General features: G+C 43.9%; 17 protein-coding genes. 5 read left to right on the top strand and 12 right to left on the bottom strand.

What is annotated here, in order from left to right; translation table 11 throughout:
- Positions 1-140: 140 nt before the first annotated feature.
- Positions 141-2,240 (bottom strand): M28 family peptidase, encoded by a 2,100-nt coding sequence (locus tag Q7J63_RS10455; RefSeq protein WP_304885944.1) that lies wholly within the window; start codon positions 2,238-2,240, stop codon positions 141-143.
- Between the two features lie 307 nt (positions 2,241-2,547).
- On the opposite strand from Q7J63_RS10455, the gene Q7J63_RS10450 reads away from it, so the two are divergent.
- The gene (locus tag Q7J63_RS10450; protein WP_304885943.1) at positions 2,548-3,294 is read left to right on the top strand and encodes an NUDIX domain-containing protein; all 747 of its coding nucleotides are present in this window, start codon (positions 2,548-2,550) and stop codon (positions 3,292-3,294) included.
- Positions 3,295-3,923: 629 nt separating this feature from the next.
- Here Q7J63_RS10450 and Q7J63_RS10445 read toward each other — a convergent pair.
- The 10 genes from Q7J63_RS10445 to Q7J63_RS10400 all read right to left on the bottom strand — a co-directional run bounded on the left by Q7J63_RS10445 (position 3,924) and on the right by Q7J63_RS10400 (position 14,012).
- Positions 3,924-5,330, bottom strand: coding sequence for an NAD(P)(+) transhydrogenase (Re/Si-specific) subunit beta (locus Q7J63_RS10445; protein ID WP_304885960.1), 1,407 nt, complete (start codon positions 5,328-5,330; stop codon positions 3,924-3,926).
- Positions 5,330-5,647, bottom strand: coding sequence for an NAD(P) transhydrogenase subunit alpha (locus tag Q7J63_RS10440; RefSeq protein ID WP_019598687.1), 318 nt, complete (start codon positions 5,645-5,647; stop codon positions 5,330-5,332). Before Q7J63_RS10440 ends, Q7J63_RS10445 begins: the two co-directional genes overlap by 1 nt.
- 2 nt (positions 5,648-5,649) lie before the next feature.
- Positions 5,650-6,774 carry an NAD(P) transhydrogenase subunit alpha gene (locus Q7J63_RS10435; protein ID WP_304885942.1) on the bottom strand — a complete coding sequence of 375 codons (1,125 nt, stop codon included), beginning with the start codon at positions 6,772-6,774 and terminating at the stop codon, positions 5,650-5,652.
- 367 nt (positions 6,775-7,141) lie between these two features.
- Positions 7,142-8,332 (bottom strand): hypothetical protein, encoded by a 1,191-nt coding sequence (locus Q7J63_RS10430; RefSeq protein ID WP_304885941.1) that lies wholly within the window; start codon positions 8,330-8,332, stop codon positions 7,142-7,144.
- Between the two features lie 14 nt (positions 8,333-8,346).
- Positions 8,347-9,186 (bottom strand): type 1 glutamine amidotransferase, encoded by an 840-nt coding sequence (locus Q7J63_RS10425; RefSeq protein ID WP_304885940.1) that lies wholly within the window; start codon positions 9,184-9,186, stop codon positions 8,347-8,349.
- 177 nt (positions 9,187-9,363) lie between these two features.
- Positions 9,364-10,470, bottom strand: a complete 1,107-nt coding sequence (locus Q7J63_RS10420; protein ID WP_019598682.1) for a carboxylate-amine ligase — start codon at positions 10,468-10,470, stop codon at positions 9,364-9,366.
- Positions 10,471-10,472: 2 nt separating this feature from the next.
- Entirely contained in the window at positions 10,473-11,429 is a 957-nt protein-coding gene (locus Q7J63_RS10415) for a RimK family alpha-L-glutamate ligase (RefSeq protein WP_304885938.1), read from the bottom strand.
- A 16-nt stretch (positions 11,430-11,445) separates the two neighbouring features.
- Positions 11,446-12,159, bottom strand: coding sequence for an alpha/beta hydrolase-fold protein (locus Q7J63_RS10410; protein ID WP_019598680.1), 714 nt, complete (start codon positions 12,157-12,159; stop codon positions 11,446-11,448).
- A 481-nt stretch (positions 12,160-12,640) separates the two neighbouring features.
- Positions 12,641-13,147, bottom strand: coding sequence for a hypothetical protein (locus tag Q7J63_RS10405; protein ID WP_304885937.1), 507 nt, complete (start codon positions 13,145-13,147; stop codon positions 12,641-12,643).
- Between the two features lie 349 nt (positions 13,148-13,496).
- Complete coding sequence (locus Q7J63_RS10400) at positions 13,497-14,012, bottom strand: gamma carbonic anhydrase family protein (RefSeq protein ID WP_026333728.1); 516 nt, start codon at positions 14,010-14,012, stop codon at positions 13,497-13,499.
- A 143-nt stretch (positions 14,013-14,155) separates the two neighbouring features.
- Here Q7J63_RS10400 and Q7J63_RS10395 point away from each other — a divergent pair, with 143 nt between their 5' ends.
- The 3 genes from Q7J63_RS10395 to dinB all read left to right on the top strand — a co-directional run bounded on the left by Q7J63_RS10395 (position 14,156) and on the right by dinB (position 17,320).
- Complete coding sequence (locus Q7J63_RS10395; protein ID WP_019598676.1) at positions 14,156-14,878, top strand: YceI family protein; 723 nt, start codon at positions 14,156-14,158, stop codon at positions 14,876-14,878.
- An 85-nt stretch (positions 14,879-14,963) separates the two neighbouring features.
- Positions 14,964-16,214, top strand: a complete 1,251-nt coding sequence (locus Q7J63_RS10390) for an anthranilate synthase component I family protein (protein ID WP_304885934.1) — start codon at positions 14,964-14,966, stop codon at positions 16,212-16,214.
- A gap of 17 nt (positions 16,215-16,231) precedes the next feature.
- Positions 16,232-17,320 carry a DNA polymerase IV gene (gene dinB, locus Q7J63_RS10385; RefSeq protein ID WP_019598674.1) on the top strand — a complete coding sequence of 363 codons (1,089 nt, stop codon included), beginning with the start codon at positions 16,232-16,234 and terminating at the stop codon, positions 17,318-17,320.
- 289 nt (positions 17,321-17,609) lie between these two features.
- Here dinB and Q7J63_RS10380 read toward each other — a convergent pair whose 3' ends face one another.
- Complete coding sequence (locus Q7J63_RS10380; RefSeq protein WP_304885931.1) at positions 17,610-17,948, bottom strand: antibiotic biosynthesis monooxygenase; 339 nt, start codon at positions 17,946-17,948, stop codon at positions 17,610-17,612.
- Between the two features lie 344 nt (positions 17,949-18,292).
- Here Q7J63_RS10380 and Q7J63_RS10375 point away from each other — a divergent pair, with 344 nt between their 5' ends.
- Positions 18,293-20,509: an acyl-CoA dehydrogenase gene (locus tag Q7J63_RS10375; RefSeq protein ID WP_370691890.1), complete on the top strand. Its 2,217-nt coding sequence runs from the start codon at positions 18,293-18,295 to the stop codon at positions 20,507-20,509.
- The last annotated feature ends 269 nt before the right edge of the window (positions 20,510-20,778 follow it).

Raw genomic sequence — 20,778 nt, 5'->3', positions numbered from 1 at the left:
TCAAGAATAATTCCGACAAGAACAAAGCTCAATTGGTTTTTGGCATTTTGGGCTATAATTTTTCATCCGTGCATTCATTTTTTTGAAAACAACAAATGCTTGTACCAATAATCAAAACAATCCAATTCACCCTCGAGGAATTAAATCTTCTTGATCAAAGCATCTATTTTTTGTTTTAGGTCCAAGATCGCCTTGCTGTAGCGTTCGTCCCATTCCATCAAGCGGTCTGTGGATTTCAATGCGATTTCATATTGGATGCCTGGCAGTACCCATGAAGCATATCCGCTAAATGGATCGGAAGAAGCATAAAGCGAACGGTACCAATCCCCAAAATACATGCCCTTGGGATCGATGAAACTCTTTTCCAATCCCAGGAGATCCTTGTTGATGGCTTTCAGTTTTTTGGCATCCACTTGACTTGTCTTCAAGACCGAGGCGATTTTACTGTCCAATTCTGCTGCACTGGATTTCATGGCGGTGTTTGCCGCTTTTGATTTTTCGAATCCGGTAAAAGCAGTGTCAAAGGCTTTGATTCCCTTTTCGGCATTTTCAAAATGGAGCGCCATGTCCTGGGCGTATCTGGAAACCTGATAGGGAATGATATCGGCATTGGCCAACCTCAAGCTCATGATCCCTACAAGCTGCTCCACGGTTCCGCCCATCTGGAAAGTTGGATCAGCGAATTTTTCATAGAAGTGGAGGTTGTCATAGTTGGTGTGGTACAAGGTGGGTCCACCCGTTCCGCCATTCAGGGAAGGTACGCCGACATGCATATAAAAGGCGATGTGGTCCGATCCACCGCCAAGATTGCCGATGCTGGGTTCTTCTTTTTTGCCCGCCCAGACTTCATATACGGATTTGGCCGAATCCGGAAAGGCCACTTCCTTGGCGGATTCCATAATGATTTTCTTGAGCGTAGGGGAGGCAGATGCTCCAAAATTCCTTCCGGAAACTGCTGCATCCAAATTGATATAGGCAACCGCTTTGGCACTGAGCTCATCCCTGAATTGTTCCACCCATTCTGTGGAACCGATCACGCCATGTTCTTCGGCATCCCAATGGGCGATCATGATGGATCTGGAAGGCTGGAAACCTTCTTTGGCCATATTTCCCAAGGTTTCAGTCAAGCTCAAGAGCATTGAAGTGCCTGAATTGGGATCGGTGGAGCCAAAACTCCAGGCATCATAATGACAACCCAAGATGATCCATTCGTCGGGATTTGTACTTCCTTTTAAGGTTGCGACTACATTGTTGGCTCTCACATATTCTCTGTCCTGCTGCACTTTTAATCTTACTCGGAGTTCTTTTCCACCCTCCAACCGATAGGTATAGGGAAGTCCACCTTGCCAGCCACTCGGAACAGGCTTTCCTTTCATTTGCGCAATGATTTCTTGGGCAGAGCCATAAGGAATCGGCGTGACGGGAATGGTATGTAGCCCCACTTCATCAGGATTGAGACGTTTGATTTTGGTTTTTCCATCCAGTGGCAATGCTGGTTCAAAAGGGGTCAAGGCGTCTCCTGTCCAGTCCAAAGTAAGCAATGAGCCTCTTTGGACAGAACTTTCATTGTAATAAATCCCCTCGGGATAGACCAAACCTTTTGCATAACCGGAATCCCCTGGATCGGTAAAGATCAACAGACCAATCGCCCCATATTCTTCTGCAAATTTTGCTTTGAATCCTCTAAAATTCCCGCCATATCTGGCCAGAACGATTTTGCCCTTGACATCGATGCCCAGTTCTTTCAATCTTTCGAAATCCGCTTTTAGGCCATAGTTGGCATACACCACCTCCGCGGTCACATCTCCGCTACCCGAAAAGGCATTCCATCCTTTCCAGAGATCCGGATTGGAAGAATACGGGTCTTCGGACAAAACATATTCCTGCTGGTTGAGCGGTTTTCTTATCGGAGTGATGATTTCTACCAAGGACTCGCCGGGAGTCTTGGAAAGGTAGACATCGTAGGGGTGGACGACTACATCCCATCCCGCGGTTTTCATCGTTTTCACGAGGTAATCTTTCACCTTTTCATTGGCGGGAGAACCTGCGGGATGCGGCTCGGAAGTGATGGTGGTCAGGTGTTCTTTGAACCTGCTGAAATCCACCGTTTTCAGAAATTGTGCTTCGGTTTTTCTTTGTTTTTCACCTGATGCATTGGAAAATCCATCTATTTGTTGTGCCTGCGCAGGGAGTATCAAAATGGCACCCAATGCGATTGAAAGCAAATGTCTTTTTTTCATAATTAAAATTTTAACGAAAAGGCCTTTACACAAATATATCCAAACAGGATTCAGGAATGCCCTATAAATGTTAAATGGTTTATTTTTGATTTAAAATTTACCCAATATAAAACACTCGCCCATCTCTTATTTTCTTTATTTTGCAAGATCAATTTCTGAAAGGCTTTCTGCTAAATATTGGAAAAGAAAGTTTTTGACGGATTGAGGAATGATATTTTAGTTAATGGGGCAGTGAAAGAGACTAAAACCAATTAATAAATAGTATTCATTTTCTGTATGCGACATATTGATTTGTTTAAATTGCAAAATGGAAGACGATAGTAAAGGCGCAGTAGGTTTGGATTTAATCCCCCAACTGTCGTTAGATTGTGTGATTTTCGGTTTCCATGATGGATTATTGAAGATTTTGTTGCTCAGATGGAAGGAGACAGAGGAGTGGAGTTTGCCGGGAGGAATTGTGCTGCAACGGGAGTCTGTGGACGATGCCGCCAATAGGGTTTTGATGGAAAGGACAGGTCTTACTGAAATTTTCCTCAAGCAATTCCATACTTTTGGTGATCTTCACCGCTACGACAAAAAGGAGTTACAGAATAAGTTGGGGCACGTCATTTCCACTGAACATTGGTATGATCGGGCGGTTTCCATCGGTTATTTTGCTTTGGTAGACTATGCAATGGTTTTTCCAAACCCGGACAAATACACAGATGAGTGCAAATGGGTTGACTTGAAAGAAGTCCCAAAATTGCTTTTTGACCACAATGCCATTTTGGAAAAGGCCATTCAATCTTTGAGAAGGGAATTGAGTTTTCAGCCTTTGGGTTACAATCTTTTACCTGAGAAATTCACCATGCCCGAATTGATGCGGCTATATGAGGCGGTTTTAGACAAGAAGATTGATCCGCGCAATTTCCAGAAGAAGATTCTGAAATCCGGCATCGTCATCCGTCTCGAGGAGGTCAAACGTGGATTGGCGCACAAATCCCCTTTTCTCTATCGATTTGACAAAGAGCGGTATGAGGAAGTTTTGGAGGATGGGGGCTTGTTTTTTGTTTGACAATGTGGATCAGCCAATCAAAAAGGGAAATGCGGCTTTCTTTGGATTTTTCCCAACAATAAAGCAAAGGATTGTGCAGGGATGGATTTGAAATGCGAAGCATAAATTTCACCTACCTCAATGGGTTCTAAACCCCGTATAATGCATGACCATTTCGATTCCAGCCCGAAATTATTTAATCATCAGTCAGTTATGCTCTGTTTTTGACTTCAACATATCGGCAAGAGGACTTTTTCTTCCAATGGTCTGTTTTTCTTGGAGTTTAATAAACTCCTTTTTTTAGAAATCGAATGCATATTATGGGTTTAACCCGTTTTATGCATTTCCAATCCCATTCCATCCTGAAAATACTTCATCATCAGTCGCTTGTCGACGGTTTATGACTTCGCCGTTTTGGCACAAAACCTTATTCTCCAAATGGTTTGATTTTCTTGTAGTTTCAACACCTATTGGAAAACTTATTGCACATTTCGGGTTTGAGATTATAGAAAAAATCCCACCAAAAAAAGGCCGATAAATCTACCGGCCTTTTTTGGTTTTTCTGGCACTGCGCTCGCAATTTTCAATGGAAAGAGAGAAGCATTCGCCAAATATCTTTTTATCTATTGGATTCCTAAACGTATCGAGGCTTAGATGGCCTTTACTTCTCCAACAAGTTTTTGAAGCGAGTCTTTGGCATCCCCAAAAAGCATTCTGGTTTTTGGATAGAAGAAGAGTTCGTTTTCAATCCCCGCATAGCCAGCAGCCATCCCCCTTTTGAGGATGATCACATTTTTGGCTTGGTCCACTTCCAAGATGGGCATTCCGAAAATGGGCGAGGAAGGATCGTTTTTGGCGGCTGGGTTGACCACATCGTTGGCACCGATCACCACTACCACGTCCACTTGTGAAAGTTTGGGATTGATTTCTTCCATTTCTTGCATCCGCTCATAGGGAACGTCCGCTTCGGCCAGCAACACGTTCATGTGTCCAGGCATTCTCCCCGCTACGGGGTGGATGGCATAACTCACTTCTACCCCTTTTTCCTCCAGTAGTTTCTCGAGTTCGTGGCAACTGTGTTGGGCTTGCGCCACGGCAAGTCCATATCCTGGGACGATCACTACACGTTGCGAATAGGAAAGCAACACGGCGGTATCCGAAATGCTGATTTCCCGAGCGCTCTGTTCTCCGTCCACACTTTTCCCCACACCCCCGGCAGTTCCGCCAAAAGCCCCCAAAAGGACATTGAGCAGGGAACGGTTCATGGCTTTGCACATGAGAATGGTCAGGATGGTTCCGGCGGAACCTACCAGGATTCCTCCGGTGAGCATCGCCTTGTTGCCATACAGAAAACCTCCCAAGGCGGCGGCAATCCCAGTGAAGGAATTGAGCAGCGAAATGACCACGGGCATATCTGCCCCACCAATCGGCATGACAAACAATATCCCGTAGATCAGAGCAAGCACCATCAAGACATAGAAAAGCGGATTGTTGATGGATTGGCCGGTCATGAGGATGATGATCAGAATGATGATCACCAAAAATAGGCTGTTGTTGATGATTTGATTGAACGGAAGGGTTTTGTCCTTTATTTTTCCTTCCAATTTGCCGTATGCAACCATCGATCCCGAAAAGGAAACACCCCCGATCACAAGTCCCATCAGCATGACCAACATTTCTCCATTCAGTAAAGAACTGACCATGGCTGGATCGTGGTGCTGAAACTCGATGATGGCGATCAATGCCGCACATGCACCACCCATCCCGTTGAAGAAAGAAACCATTTGAGGCATCGCCGTCATTTTGACCTTTTTGGCCATGACAGTTCCAATGACGGATCCAACAAGTAAGCCCAAACCGATCAAAATATAGTTGACCATTTTGTCTGGGTCAAATGTCTGATAGAGGGTAAGAGTGGCAAGAATACCCACCAACATCCCTGCCGCAGCAAAGAGATTCCCCTTTCTGGCGGTGTCGGGATGACTGAGCATTTTCAGTCCGATCACAAAAGTCAGGGAGGCGAATAGGTAACAAATTTCCAATATATTCAAACTGATCATGACTTCTTCGGTTTTTTCTTGAACATTTCCAGCATTCTGTCCGTGACCACAAATCCACCCACCACATTGAGCGTACCCATGACCACTGCCAAAAAGCCTACCGTCAAGGCAAGATAATTGTCAGGTGCAGCATGGAGCATGACGATAATGGCACCGACCACGACCACGCCATGAATGGCATTGGCGCCTGACATCAGCGGGGTATGGAGGATGGCGGGGACATTGGAAATGACCTCTACGCCCAATAAGACTGCTAAAATCAGGAAATAGATCATTTCCATGTTTTCGCCAAAATAATTCAGTAGCTGTTCCATGGTTAATTGTTTATCATTTGGGTGATCCGGGAATTGACTGGCTTGCCTTCATGGCAGACACAGGTTCCTGAGACGATATCATCTTCAAAATTGAGGTTCATTTGTCCCTCTTTGATGATCAATTTCAAAAAATTGAGGTAGTTTTTTCCATACATTTTACTTGCATCTTGGGGGAGTTGAGCAGCAAGGTTGCCCACGCCCACAATGCTAACGCCATTGATACTGACTGTTTGGTCAGCTTGGGTGAGCGCACAATTTCCACCTGAGGATGCTGCCAAATCAATGACGACCGCTCCGGGTTTCATGGCAAGGACTGTTCTTTCTTCAATGAGCAAGGGTGCTTTCTTTCCCGGAATTTGGGCAGTGGTGATGACCACATCCGCTTTCGTTGCTTGTTCGTGGATGGCTTCTTTTTGTCGATGGATGAAATCTTCGTTTTGCTCAACGGCATATCCTCCGGCACTTTTGTCATCTGTGGCACCTTCGACTTCGACAAATTTGGCGCCCAGGGACATGACCTCTTCTTTGGCTGCTTGGCGCACATCAAATGCGAAAACAGTCGCTCCAAGTCTTTTGGCTGTGGCAATGGCTTGCAGACCGGCCACACCCGCACCCAAAATCAAAACCCTTGAGGGAGTAATCGTCCCTGCCGCAGTCATGAACATCGGAAAAAATCTTGGAAGTAAGTTCGCGGCCATCAATACGGCCTTGTAACCAACCACCGTTGCCATCGATGAAAGAACATCCATGGATTGCGCCCTGGTTGTTCTAGGAACAAGTTCCATGCTGAAGGCAGTTCGACTTTCGTGGATGAGGAAATGGGTGAGTTCTGGATTGTAAAGGGCGTTGAACTGGCCCATCAAAACCGATTTTGGACCCATTGACCCTATTTCGGCAATCGAAAGCGCTTGTACGCCGCAGACAATATCGGCCTTTTGAAGAAGGGTGCTGCGGTCGACAATTTCCGCACCTGATTCTTGGTACAATGCGTCATCGGCAAAGGCTCTTTTACCTGCGTCGGTTTCCACCATTACTTCGACATTCCAGCTTTTAAGGGTTTTTACAGCCTCAGGCAACATGGCAACCCTTGATTCTTCTTCAGGTTCTTTTACTATCCCTATGATCATTATTGTTTGGCTATTGGGAAAAATTAAGCTTTTAAAAGGTTCTTAATAACCCTTAAACTATCAAAAAGTTATGGAATTAAAAGGTATTCTTGATAAAAGAATGGTTTTTCTTTTCAGTGGAGGTGAAATGGGATGGGCAACCAAAGAGTAGGAATTTCACTTGGTGGCTACAGTCTGGAAGTCATTGATTTTGATTTGACCCGCGCAGTGTTTTACCAATTTCACTCCCTCCTGAAATTAATTAAAAATCAGGTAGTTGTTTGCTGTTTTTGACTTCATCCCATCGGGGCTGCGCAATATTCTACAAATCGTCTGATTTTCCTGTAGTTTCAACCTGATAAAGAATCGGAATGAATTTTTCGGTTTTTTAATGTTCAAAAAGCCCGATGGTGCCACCCACCCAATCCTTGTCTTTGTTGAACTTGACGCCAATCATTTCTCCACGGCTGAGGCGGACCAAATTGGACATGAAAGTGGGGTTTTCGTCCTTTTCCGGCCAAACGGCCAAAATACGAACTTCTGCCTTGATCATTCCTTCCGGCGCTTGGATGATTGGGGCATAGTTTACTTTTTTCTGAAGCACATAAAGATCTTTTTCCTGAACTGCTTCCACATCTGATTTTTTGACGTGGAACACCACACCTGTTCCCGAAAATGAAAAAAGTGGTTTCAATACATAGTTCTCCAAGTCTTCGGGGATTTCCTCCAACTCACTCAAGAGTGTTGATTCAATAAAATATTCCCCTTTGAGATAGGGGAGGATAAATTTACTTACCCTGAAAAACCAGTTCGGATGGCCGGCCCATTCCACATTCAAGTGATCCGAAAAACTGAAGTCCAGGATCAAATCCTTTCTCAATTCCAATTCATCGAAAATGACGCGATTGTATAGCCTTTTGATTTCGATAAGATTTCCCGCTTCGTCTTTGTAAAAAAGCGTATCTCCTTTTTTGATCACTTCCGTGACGCATATGATGGGGATCCCCAAATCCTGCTTGCAATAATAAAAATCAATTTTGGTGTTTTGTTTTTCGGGCTCGATCTCCAAGAGAACCACATTTTCCTTGGGATGACCGTTCAGGATGACTTCCTTTAATTTTTCCAGATAACTGTCTTTGTCCATTCCGTTCAGATATGGGGTCAGCTCCCCAAGAAATGGATAGTGGCTCGTGAGTTTTTCAAACAGGTTCATCTGAAAATTGAAAATGGAAGGGAAGCCTTGCACTTCAATCAATTTTGGGACGATCTCCCCATTTTCCTCACAGATGCCAAAGTCGATGGCCATGAATTGCGGATGTCCATCTTCCTTGGGAACGGAGGAATTGACAGCCAGGGATTTTTCGGTCAATGCTTTAAAACCAGGTTTTTGGATGAAGTCGATCACCTGCTGACTACCTTCCATGAGTTTCGCCTGCAATTCCTTCGAAATAAAAAATGGCGTTTCTGCAATTCTAAAGGTTGGCAAATAATCAAAATCACGCCTGATGTCATCCAAAAAAGCCAAATATTTTTCTTGACTGAATTGGCTGTTGAAAAATTCCCGGTAATTTTTGAGCATATTGGATGGAAGGATTAATGTGAAAACGCTTGTTGATACCTTAGGACGTCATCCAAGGCATTTCTCAGAAAATTGGGGATGAGTGTTTCATTGGTCTTGTAGATCTTGTCCTCGTCCATCAGATATTCCAGCATGGTTCTGTACCTTGCCTTTCCCTTCAGTTGGATGATTTTCTCTTTAACTTCCGGCTTTTTCAGGTGGTTCATGAAGCTGATCGGATCCGCTTCCGGATGAAATTGGGTACCTACTACTTCTTTTGAAAAGCGGACGGCCATGATGGCGCGCTCATATTCCAAATGGCTCCTTATTTTTTCCAATGCAATAATGGAAGCACCCTTTTGCTTGAATTTATTCAATCTTGGTTGGACCACTTGGTAATCTCTGGAATCAACGGCATAAAATGGCTGGGGGAGCCCTTCAAACAAGGGGTCTTCCAATCCATCGATTGTTTTTGGGATTCTCATCACACCAAAGGAAGTGGATTTTCTTTTTGTGATTTCGGCAAGACCAAAATGCTTACAAGCCATTTGGAAGGAATGGCAGATCAACAGCAGGTGCTTTTTGTTTGCATTTTCCTTGTTCCAATTCCATAGGGTATCGATAAATCGGTAATAGGCAGTGTCCCATTCCCCGTTTCCTTCCAAAGGGTTTCCAGGACCTCCAGTGGAGATGTAGATGTCAAAATCACCTATGGCGGGCAGCTCATTTTTGCCTCTGACGTCAAAAACAGTAAAGCTGATTTCATCCTGAAAGCGGCCCACAATGTCGAATATGCAGCGCATCCCCTGATTGGGTTCAGCGTCATACATATCCAAAACAGCAAGTTTGATTTTTTCCTTTGGTTCCATTTGCATTTTATTTTTTTCTGACTGGCAGGGCTAGTGTTCTCGCTTGGAGATTTTCAGTCATCCGCAAAGGTCGTGAACAAATTCTTTTATCCCACACTGGATGAAACAAAAGAAATCATGGACGTAACCATTGTTGCTTTTTTTGCCCAAACAACAATGGTCAAAATCCATAGGATTTTCTGCTTAGAGGCCTTTTGTAAATTCCCCTGTGATAAAATCCACCACTTTTTTGAGGTCTTGGGTTTCCTCATAAACCTTCAACTGTTTGTCAGCACCAGTTCCTGTTTCCAGGATTTGATGGATATGGTTGATTTCCTCCCTGCTTCCAAGTTCGTCTACCACGTCATCGATAAACTCCAGCAATTCTATCATCAATTCTTTGTACACCACTTCCTTTTGCTGGCCAAAGTCAATCATCATTCCCTCGGTCCCATATCGGGCTGCACGGAATTTGTTTTCCCGGATCAGGGCGATGCGATAGATGTTGAAACTCGTGTTCATCAAATGCATCTTGTAGAGTTTGGCGACCACCGCTTGTATCAGGGCTACGATACAGATGGTTTCGTCTACTGTAAGGCACATGTCGCAAATCCTGAATTCAATCGTACTGAAAAAAGGATGCATCCTAAGGTCCCACCAAATCTTTTTGGGATTGTCGATACAATTTGTTTTGATCAATGTTTCCACATAATTGTCATAGGACTGGACGGAGTCAAAGTATTCAGGCAGTCCCGTCCTCGGGAATTTCGCAAAAACCTTTGCCCTAAATGCCTTGAACCCTGTGTTTCGGCCTTCCCAAAAAGGGGAATTGGTGGAAAGTGCATAGATGTGGGGCAAGAAATAACAGGCTTGATTCATGATCTGCAAAGCAATGTCCCTGTTTTCGATGCCTACATGGACGTGCATCCCAAAAATCAAATTGGATCTTGCTGTGTCCTGGAGTTCATTGATGATGTTGTGATAGCGTGGATCATCCGTGATCGATTGTTCCTGCCATTTTGAGAAGGGATGTGTTCCTGCCGCCCCGACGATGAGGTTTTGCTTGTCGGCCAACTCCACAATCTGTTGCCGGAGGAAACCTACTTCCTTCCGGGCTTCTGCAATATTATGGCAAATGTTGGTTCCCACTTCTACAACGGATTGGTGCATTTCGGATTTAACCTGTTCCTTCAAGTAGATTTTTGCACCGTCCACGATCTTGGACATGTGGGAGCGGAGGTCCCTGGTTTCTGGATCGATGATCTGGAATTCCTCTTCTACTCCAAGTGTGAAAACTGGTAGTTTTTTCATGATCAAAATCTTTGGGCCATTTGCACTGCATCTCTCATGAACGTACCCCAGGAGAGATTGATTTGTCCAGGCTTTTGTGCTTTGGCGTAGGCGATGGCCATTTTTGCGGATTCCTCTACCACCCAATCAAAATTCGCTTGTCCTACCGAGTTGATGTCGGCATCCGGAGCCGGATTGCCAAAATCAATGGCGTAGGGTATTCCGTCTTTTACGGCAAATTCCACGGTGTTAAAATCATAACCCAATCCTTTGCAAAGTTTGATGGTATAATCCTTTACTGTTGCCAATAATTTTTTGGAAGCAGGCGGACCGTCTACCACGTAGCGAAGGTGGTGGGGATTTCGGGGTTCGTACTGCATGATCCGGACAGCTTTTCCACCCAAACAATAGACCCTGAAATATTCCTGAAAAACGATTTCCTCCTGAAGCATCATGACCAGTTGGCCTGTTTCAGGATGGGTTTTGAAAAATTCTTCTTTGTTTTCCAAACGGTAAACATTTTTCCAACCACCACCTGCATAGGGTTTCATGTAAGCAGGGAATTTCACATAATCAAAAATAGACTGCCAATCCATTGGAAGTGCAAGGTTTCGGAAGGACTTTCCAGTCGTGTCTGTTGGGTGTTCTGCGGATGGTAAAATCACCGTATTGGGTAGGGGCACGCCAAGTTTGTCGGCCAGACCATTGTTGAAAAACTTGTCATCTGCACTCCACCAAAAAGGATTGTTGATGACCGCGGTACCGGTGAGAGCCGCATTTTTTAAATAAGCACGGTAAAAAGGGACGTCCTGGGAAATTCTATCGATGATGACTGAATAGTCGTCGGATTGGTTTTGAATCACTTTGTCGATCAGAACAGCTTCCGCGAAGATGCCGCTTTCTTTTTTCTCATTTACTCTTTCCACGAATGCATGGGGAAAAGTGTCTTCCATGCCAAATAATATTCCAATCTTTTTCATATGAGGTGATTTTTGTTTAATCGAATTTGATTCTTGATAGGTAGTGGGGGAACATCTCCTTCCAAAGTGGCCAATCGTGATGGCGATTTTTCCTGACATCCAGCCAATGGCGAACGCCTCGACTTTCAAGGATGTCGCTCAGTTTGATGTTGGCATCGAAGCAAATGTCCCAATTGGAGGTTCCCAAGATGATGTCCATCTTCCAAAGCTCAGGATCATTGAGTTGCTTCAGAAATTCCAAAGGGGAGTTGTAGAAAATATCGTCATGCTGGTAACCATGCATAAAATTCCTTATTTCGAAGGCTCCGGACAGCGAAAACATATGGCTACAATAGCCGGGATGTCGAAAGGCAAAATTGGCGGCATGATATCCACCAAAACTACAGCCTGCCATCACCACTTTGCCAACGGCAGTGTTCAGCCGGATGCGTTCCACGACTTCATGACAGATCATTTTGTCATAGGCCAGATGGTTTTGGATGCGCTGGTGTGCATGGATGCCTTTGTTGTAAAAGCTCTGACGGTCATTGCTTTCCGGACAGAATATTTGGATCAATCCCTGATCAATATACCACTGTGCTGCGGAGATGAGTCCCATGTCCCTGTTTTCGTGAAATGACCCCATGGATGTAGGAAAAAGTACTACGGGGTACCCTGAATGGCCAAAAACCATCATTTCGACCTCTCTGTGGAGGTGAGGGGAATGCCATTTGAAATATTCTTCCTTCATAAAACTTTGGTTTCTAGTTTTATTAAAATTAAGAGGCTTTTGTTCAATCACAAAAAAATATTAAAAAGTTTTCCACTTTTTTTGAAAAAATTGAAATTTTCCGGGAGTTGTGGATAGGAATTCAAATTGGGATCATTAGGTCTTGATTTTAAGCTGTTGGTTTTTTAAACGCCCTTTTTTTATCCCAGGACTTTCCTTTCTGTCCGGTGCCAGAGTCACTGCCGAATTTTAAGGCTTTAGAAGTCAGGAGGGAACGAATCAAGGTGTCAGAGTTGCATGAGATTCATTGAGCCCCGTTTGCTCCATAGCCATTTCTATCCCCGCCTGAAATGGCTGAATAAGCTTCAGTCGTGAATTCTTTTTGATTTCAGCCTATTGGTAACACTAATTATTTTCAATAATCTGAATTTTATGCAGTTGAAATCCCATCGGGAAGCCGAATGCATGTTTCGGGTTCAAATGGTCATTCATGCTTTTCTGACTACAATTCCACTGTTTGAGGTTTTTTGATCAATTTTTGGACAAGCAGAATAGCCAAAATGGAAAGGGAAGCCATGATGGAAAACCATTTCAAGGTGGTGAACATGCTGGTCATTCCCGCAAGCAAAAGATTCTTACCCGGAAAATATTGCAAGAGGGTGATGATCCCAATGTTTTCGATGAAATCTGCAAGGCTTGCCAACAAGGGGATTTGGGCCAAAATCACACTTTTCTTGATTCGGAAAAGTAAAAAACTGAACATCAAACCATAGATTACTGGATAGACAAAATCGATATAGATCAGGCAATTCGCATAAATTTGTCTGTCTGTTTCCCCATAGCCTTCGATCAATTGGTAGGCTTGTTTGGATGAATATGCAAATTTCAAATCCAGGGGCTCATTGATGGGGATATAATAAGGAAAGAGAAACATGTTGAAAACAAAAAAGGCGACAAACAAAATGAGGATGTTTTTGCCACTGGAAAACCTCTCAAGAAAATTTTTCATGTCATTCTATATTAAATGCCAGAATAGAATATGAAAAAATCACGTTTAACATCCCGAAAACCCAGGGGTCTCGGGAACCGACTGCCATTTCAAATATCGATATTTATATATAAAAAAAAATCTTTTGTACCATAAAAAAGTTGTTTTATATGAAAAAAACAGGAAAAAATTAAACTAAAAAATATTGATTTTACTTCATTTTTTAGTGTTAAGGATGAATCCTCTCCAACTTGGTCAAAACGATTCCCGTCAAAATGTTTGGATAACCATGGAGGACAAAAAGGATTCTAGGGAAAGTGTTTTTTCCATGTAGCCCCAGTCTCCAGGTTATCATTGGGTCTCTTGTCGTCTATTCCTCCTTGTACCATTCTGCATACATTGGGTAATTTTTTGCCGTCCTTTCAATCACCTCGAGCATTTCTGGTCCGGTATCTTTCACTTTTTTTGCAGGCATTCCTGCATATATACTATTGGCTTCCACGATCGTGCCCGCAAGGACAACGGCACCTGCCGCAATCACGGCTCCAGAATGGATGACCGCTCCATCCATCACAATGGCTCCCATGCCGATCAGGACGCTGTCGTGTATGGTGCAACCGTGCACGACGGCATTGTGGGCAATGGAAACTTTGTTGCCGATATACGTTCCTGCTTTCTTATAGGTACAATGGATGATGGCCCCATCCTGGATATTGGTGTCATCTCCAATCCTGATCTCATGGACGTCACCCCTGACTACGGCATTGAACCAAACCGTACAGTTTTTGCCCATGACCACATCGCCCACCACCGTGGCGTTCTCAGCCAACCAACAATTTTCGCCCAGCATCGGGAGATGCCCATTGACACGTTTTATCAAAGCCATATTTTTTTGCTTAATTTTCGATGAATCATTAATTTTTGAGGACTAAAATTAATTTAATTTCGTTGAAGGTTGAACTTTTTTGTCAATAATTGGTTTTCATGTTCGTACATTTAATATCGAAAATTCAAAAATTTTACAAAACTATGAAATTACTTCAAAAAACAGGTTTGGTATTGGCTGCCTCATTTATGATGGTAGCTTGTGGAAAGTCAGGTGACACTGTAGAAACTACAGACGCGCAAGAGGTAGGTGAAGCTACTGGCGAGACCTTGGTGATCGACAATCAATCCAGCAAAGTGAATTGGAAAGGTTACAAGCCATCTGGTCAGCATTACGGTTTTATCCCCGTTACTTCTGGCGAATTGGTAGTCGCTGGAGAAGAAATCACTGGAGGCAAATTTGTATTCAGCATTCCTGATCTTAAAATCGAAGATTTGGCCGAAGGATCCGAAGATTATGGAAAACTTCATGGCCATTTGCAGTCTCCAGATTTCTTTGATGCTGCCAATCATCCTCAGGCAACTTTCGAAGTAACGGAAGTGACTGCCTACACGTCAAACAATAGCGTAGCTGACAAAGACGAATTCGCTTCTGACAACACTCCCGCTTCTGATTCTGAGTTGGCCGGTTCAAATCCAACACATTGGATCGCTGGTAACTTGACCATGAGAGGAACTACCAAAAACATCAAATTCCCGGCAACAGTTTCCATCACTGATGGCGCAGTAGCCGCGAAAGCTGGTTTCAACATTGACAGAACTTCTTGGGGTTTGTCTTACGGTGACGAAAGTTCTGCCGTGGACAAAGCAAAAGATCAGTTCATCTACAACACTGTAAGTGTGATGTTTGATATCAACGCGAAATAAGTGCAACAAGAACAATACGTATTAAAGAGGAAATCTTCGGATTTCCTCTTTTTTTTTATCCCATCCAAAGCTGTAATTTTAGGCCATGTCAGGAAAAAACACCTTTCCATTGCCCAATGATCCCATTTGGATTTCTAAATTGTTGAATTGGGCGAATCACCACTATCCCTTTTTTGCCTATTTTACAGACAATGGGATTCCATACCCCCATCAGGGTTTCAAACACCAGTTTTACGCTGCCAAATCAGCATTTCCCCTCAAAGAGGCCACAGCTATTTATGGGAAACAAAAGATGGTGGGTATCATCGGATATGATTACAAAAACGTTGTTGAAAAATTGACCAGTGATCATCCGGCGCCTGTGGATTGTCCGGAATCTGTTTTTTTCTTGCCCGAACTGGAGATCCTCATTGAGGAAAATCAAATCTCGGTAATCCATGAGCATGGCGACCAGCTGATGTCGGAGATATTGGCTTTTTCGCATCCTTTGATCCCGAATCCACACGTTTTAGTGACTGCAATGACAGACAAAGAAACGTATTTTTCCAATATCCAATCCATTAAAAACCATATCATCTCGGGAGACCTTTATGAGATGAATTATTGCATGGGATTTACTTTTGAGGAAAAAAAATGGGATCCCATTCAAGGTTTTGAGGCATTGATGAAGCGGTCTGCGATGCCTTTTTCAGCTTTGTTCCGGGGCGAAGATCTTTATTTGGTTTGTGCTTCTCCAGAAAGGTTTTTGAAAAAAACGGGGGATCAATGGATTGCCCAACCGATCAAAGGCACCATAAAAAGAGGGGCCAATGCAGAAGAGGACAGCATTTTTCAGGATTATTTGGCCAACAGCGAAAAGGAACGGGCCGAAAATCTGATGATCGTGGACTTGATGCGAAATGATCTTTCCAAAGTATCCAAAGTCGGCTCCGTGGAGGTGGAGGAGCTTTTTGGGATTTATGCATTCCCAAAGGTTTCCCAGATGATCTCCACAGTGAAATCCAAGGTGCGAAGTGACCTTTCCCTGGAAACCATTGTCCAGGCCACATTTCCGATGGGAAGTATGACGGGCGCTCCCAAGATCATGTGCATGGAGCTGATAGAGCGGCACGAGGATTTCAAGCGGGGATGGTATTCAGGCGCTTTGGGGTATTTTGAAGCGAATGGGGATTTTGACCTGAATGTCGTCATCAGAAGTATCGTTTTTGATAAAGCCTCCGGCAAAGGTTATTTTGCAGTGGGAAGTGCCATCACCCATGACGCAGATGCGGAATATGAATATCAGGAATGTCTGCTCAAGTCCGAAGCCATTCGGGAAGTGCTGGAGGGGTTTTGACCAATTTTAAAGGATGAATGGAAGGGATCAGAAAAATAATTCATGTGGATATGGATGCATTTTATGCTTCCGTCGAGCAGATGGATTTTCCTGAACTCAAGGGAAAACCAGTCGCAGTCGGTGGGAATATGGAAAGGGGAGTGGTGGCGGCGGCCAGTTATGAGGCAAGAAAATTTGGGGTTCGTTCTGCCATGTCCGGAAAAATGGCGGCCTTGAAATGTCCTCAATTGATTTTTGTAAAGCCTAGATTTGATCGGTATAAGGAGATTTCAGGTCAGATCAGGGAAATATTCTTTGAATATACGGATTTGGTGGAACCCCTTTCCCTCGATGAAGCATTTTTGGATGTCACGGAGAACAAAGTCAACAACCCTTCAGCGACTCTTATCGCCCAAGAAATCAGGGACAGGATCAAGAAGGAAGTTGGGCTGAATGCCTCTGCTGGAATCTCTTACAATAAATTTCTGGCCAAGACCGCCTCTGACCTCAATAAACCCAACGGGCAAGCCTTAATCCTTCCCAAAGACGCACATGATTTTTTGGAGAAATTGCCCATCGAGCGATTTTTTGGGATCGGAAAAGTGACTGCAGATAAAATGAAACAACTGGGGATCCACAACGGTCGGGATCTGAAGGAGTTTTCGCTCCAGTTTTTGACCAAGCGGTTTGGGAAGTCTGGATTGCATTTCTTCAACATTGTCCGAGGGATCCACCTGAGTGAGGTACAGCCGAATCGCATCCGTAAATCCCTTAGTGCCGAAAATACCTTTGAGAAAGACCTTTCCAAGGAAAGTGAATGGGAAGAGGAGTTGGCCAAGATCTTCGAAGAATTGACACGAAGGATAGAAAGAACCGGCATCAAGGGCCGTACAGTGACGCTGAAGATCAAATACAGTGATTTCACGATCCAAACCCGCAGCAAAAGTTATGAACAATATCCCGAAATGGAGGTCATCTGGGAAACAGCAATGGAACTCTTGCAGCAGGAAGAGCTGAAGGGATCAGTGAGACTGCTGGGCTTGGGGCTTTCCAATCTCAACCTGACGGAAGAAAAAACGCTTTTTGGAAAGCAGCTTTGGCTTGACTTCGATCCTTTGTCAGAATAGGGAAATATTGCTTTTGCTGATGCTAATCTTGGGATTTGAAGCTGTTTTTTCAATGCATTGGCCTGCCGATCAAAACCATGTTTTTTTCGGGTCTTTTCAACCCGTTTTATGCATTGCGAATGCCTTTCAATACTTTATTAACTGATAAATAGTCCGTTGTTGACTTATTTTGACTTCACCCTATCGGTGTCAGGAATTGGATTCCCAATTGTCTGGTTTTCTTTCAATTTCAATCTCAATTGGAAACCTATTGCATATTTCGGGTTCAACTATTGGCCACAATGAAACATCATCCTAATTCCTCCATCCCATAATCCCTTTCTACCAGACAAATCCTCGTTTTGAAGGCAGAATACCATTTTTCCCTTCCCATTTTTTGGGCAATCAAATGTTCACCATTCATTTTCCAACTGCGGATGGCCTCCAGGGATTCCCAGTAGCTGACGGTGATGCCCAGGTCTTCGCGTGCACTTTCGTGTCCCAAATATCCAGGTTGCTTCTGGGCGAGGCTGACCATTTTTTCGGCCATTTTGAGGTATTCCTCGCCTCCGATATGGGTCCGGTGGGAAGTGAAAATCACCGCATAATAGGGGGGGTGAGGAGTTTTGGCAATGTCATTTTGTGTCATTTTTGGACGATGGTTTTATGGGCGATTTGGTCTCCCGGTTCTTTTGGTGGGATAGTAAGTTAAGTGCTTTTTTTTGAACGGAAAAAAAAGGCAAAAAAGAATTTGACCTACCGATTCAATCCGAAAAATACGGGTTAAAACCAACATTTCTAACTTGTGATAGGGAACATCCTTTTCGATTTTGCGTTTTGAATTGGGTATCTTCTTTTCATTTGAGTAAGTTTTAGCACTGCTCATCGGCATTTCAAAAAAAAACTATGCTTGCATCCCCATATTTTAAAAAAAACCCGAAATTATATTATTTTCTCCCAATTTTTTATCGGTATTGGATGGATTCCAGCCCAATGTCTGAAGAGATCAGGTCTATAAAGGAGCTGATCAATGGCCAAAATTGGTTAGCCGAGGAAGAGAAAGCATTTTTGATGGAGCAGATTGATCCACTGCATCCACCTAGGCCCAAAACACTCCACTCTTGGAATTCCTTGATCCTCCAATCCTTTGACCCGAGTCAAAAAAACCTGCCTGCAATTGGAATCGAACTGGCTGCAAAACAAGCAAAAGAACAGCATAGGGAATTGGACAAAGAAAGCGAATTGGCATTCGTTGAGACCTCCCGAAAGCTTGGGTTTTTGGAAAGGAATACAGGCTTTGCCTTTCAGGAAGGGCACATTACGCTTACTTCGGAACATGATTCCGCGACAAGCTTTGATGTGTCTGCACTCCAAGGCATATTGGAAGGAAATCAGGCAGCACTGATCCAAAAGGTGAAAAGTGTAATTTCCGCCCCAGATTTCGCTTATGTAGCCCCGGATCCTTTTAATGAATACAGGCAGCAGGTTTTTGATTGGTGCAAAATATTGGCAGATCATGGTCTTGGCAGCTGGGGATTTCCCAAAGAAGATGGTGGCAAGGGGGATATGGAAGGTTATTTCACCATTATGGAGACCCTGAGCTATCACGATCTCAGCTTGGTGATCAAGTTTGGAGTCCAGTTTGGGCTCTGGGGAATGAGTGTTTATTACCTCGGTACGGAAAAGCACCATCGCAAATATCTTCGGGAAATCGGTTCACTTTCCCTTCCCGGATGTTTTGCCATGACGGAAACTGGCCATGGCTCCAATGTAAAAGGCATTCGGACGACCGCGACCTATAATCATGAAGATCAGACGTTTTCCATCCACAGTCCGGACCCTTCTTCCCGAAAGGAGTACATTGGCAATGCTGCTGTGCATGGACAAATGGCCACGGTCTTTGCCAAATTGGTCATCGATGGGATAGATTATGGGGTCAATGCTTTTGTGGTTCCTTTGCGGGACGAGTCAGGAAAATTAGAGAATGGCGTGACAATAGAAGACTGTGGTCGGAAGATGGGCCTCAATGGCGTTGACAATGGTGTGATCTATTTTGATCAGGTGATCATCCCGAAAGAAAACATGCTGGATAAGTATGCCTCGGTGAATGAGGCAGGGGAGTTTGAAAGTCCCATTTCCAGTGACAACAGGAGGTTTTTTGTGATGCTGGGGACCTTGGTTGGCGGAAGGATTGGAATTCCCAGATCAGCTCTTACGGCGGCAAAATCGGGATTGACCATCGCCATCCGATATGGGGACAAGCGAAGACAGTTTGGTCCCGAAGGGGGAGAAGAAGTGCCGATTTTGAACTACAGGATGCATCAGCGAAGATTGATTCCCCCTTTGGCCACTTCCTATGCCTTGCATTTTGCATTGAAATATTTGACGGAGAGGTTTTTGAATAAAGCCGAAGAGGAGGCCCAGGAAATCGAGGCATTGGCAGCAGGGTTGAAAGCCTACACCACTTGGTTTGCCACCGCCACCCTTCAGGAGGCAAGGGAGGCTTGTGGAGGCAAGGGGTATTTGTCCGAAAATAGGATTGACGCACTTAAAAACGACACTGAAATCTACACCACTTTTGAAGGTGACAATACGGTCTTGATGCAATTGGTGGCAAAAAGCAGGCTGACCGAGTTCAGGCAGGAGTTTGGCGACATGAACGTATTCGGTATTTTCAACTTTGTAACGGACAAAGCCATGACCTACGTGTCCGAAAAAAATCCCCTTATCATCAGGAGTACAAATCCTGAACATTTACTGGATTTTGATTTTCACCTTAATGCATTCCGTTACAGGGAGCAAGCAATTTTGGGTTCGGCAGCAAGTAGACTGAAGCGGCTGATAGATGGGGGAATGGATTCTTTTGATGCCTTCAATGTCTGCCAGCACCATTTGATCAATGTAGGTCAGGCATATATCGAGCGGGTTGTTTTGGAACAGTTTCAGGAGAAAATAAAAAGCATAGCGGACAAAGGCAGTAAAAAAGCACTCACCCAAATGTGTCAATTGTATGCACTCCACACCTTGGAAAAAAACCGTGGGTGGTTTTTGGAACAAGACTATATGGAGGGGGTGAAAACAAAGGCCATCAGGAAAATGGTCAACCAACTCTGTTGGGAAATCCGGCCTGATGCCATTGCGCTTACAGATGCTTTTGCAATTCCCGAAAGCTGTCTTTCTGCCCCGATAGCAAAAAGGGAATCCTTGTAGTTCCTTTCCCAGCGATTCAATGTGGAGGAATGAGCTGTTGGAAAATGGAAGATGAAGTCATTTGGATCAAGATTCCTTTCAATGAACCCAAGGTTATTCAAGGATTGGGTTCATTGAATTTGCCTTATTTGCCCGAAAATATTTTTCTGGAATACAAATATTTTTTTTCTGGAGAAATCATCTCAAAGGATTGTGGATTCGATTTGTACATTGTTTCCACAATTTGAGGAGGTGGGATTCTACAAATATTTTTTGGTCCCAATGTTTTT

It is taken from the genome of Rhodonellum sp. (genome assembly GCF_030656585.1).
GTDB lineage: Bacteria > Bacteroidota > Bacteroidia > Cytophagales > Cyclobacteriaceae > Rhodonellum > Rhodonellum psychrophilum.
The sequence above is the reverse complement of the archived record's forward strand: the minus strand, read 5'-3'. Positions and strand labels throughout refer to the sequence as shown.

What these genes read in the sequence shown, in the direction of transcription:
- Q7J63_RS10375 (WP_370691890.1), top strand. Translation starts at nt 18,293, where the DNA reads ATGTCTGAAGAGATCAGGTCTATAAAGGAGCTGATCAATGGCCAAAAT.
- Q7J63_RS10450 (WP_304885943.1), top strand. Translation starts at nt 2,548, where the DNA reads ATGGAAGACGATAGTAAAGGCGCAGTAGGTTTGGATTTAATCCCCCAA.
- Q7J63_RS10425 (WP_304885940.1), bottom strand. Translation starts at nt 9,186, where the DNA reads ATGCAAATGGAACCAAAGGAAAAAATCAAACTTGCTGTTTTGGATATG.
- Q7J63_RS10410 (WP_019598680.1), bottom strand. Translation starts at nt 12,159, where the DNA reads ATGAAGGAAGAATATTTCAAATGGCATTCCCCTCACCTCCACAGAGAG.
- dinB (WP_019598674.1), top strand. Translation starts at nt 16,232, where the DNA reads ATGGAAGGGATCAGAAAAATAATTCATGTGGATATGGATGCATTTTAT.
- Q7J63_RS10395 (WP_019598676.1), top strand. Translation starts at nt 14,156, where the DNA reads ATGAAATTACTTCAAAAAACAGGTTTGGTATTGGCTGCCTCATTTATG.
- Q7J63_RS10405 (WP_304885937.1), bottom strand. Translation starts at nt 13,147, where the DNA reads ATGAAAAATTTTCTTGAGAGGTTTTCCAGTGGCAAAAACATCCTCATT.
- Q7J63_RS10400 (WP_026333728.1), bottom strand. Translation starts at nt 14,012, where the DNA reads ATGGCTTTGATAAAACGTGTCAATGGGCATCTCCCGATGCTGGGCGAA.
- Q7J63_RS10435 (WP_304885942.1), bottom strand. Translation starts at nt 6,774, where the DNA reads ATGATCATAGGGATAGTAAAAGAACCTGAAGAAGAATCAAGGGTTGCC.
- Q7J63_RS10440 (WP_019598687.1), bottom strand. Translation starts at nt 5,647, where the DNA reads ATGGAACAGCTACTGAATTATTTTGGCGAAAACATGGAAATGATCTAT.
- Q7J63_RS10430 (WP_304885941.1), bottom strand. Translation starts at nt 8,332, where the DNA reads ATGCTCAAAAATTACCGGGAATTTTTCAACAGCCAATTCAGTCAAGAA.
- Q7J63_RS10380 (WP_304885931.1), bottom strand. Translation starts at nt 17,948, where the DNA reads ATGACACAAAATGACATTGCCAAAACTCCTCACCCCCCCTATTATGCG.
- Q7J63_RS10420 (WP_019598682.1), bottom strand. Translation starts at nt 10,470, where the DNA reads ATGAAAAAACTACCAGTTTTCACACTTGGAGTAGAAGAGGAATTCCAG.
- Q7J63_RS10390 (WP_304885934.1), top strand. Translation starts at nt 14,964, where the DNA reads ATGTCAGGAAAAAACACCTTTCCATTGCCCAATGATCCCATTTGGATT.
- Q7J63_RS10415 (WP_304885938.1), bottom strand. Translation starts at nt 11,429, where the DNA reads ATGAAAAAGATTGGAATATTATTTGGCATGGAAGACACTTTTCCCCAT.
- Q7J63_RS10455 (WP_304885944.1), bottom strand. Translation starts at nt 2,240, where the DNA reads ATGAAAAAAAGACATTTGCTTTCAATCGCATTGGGTGCCATTTTGATA.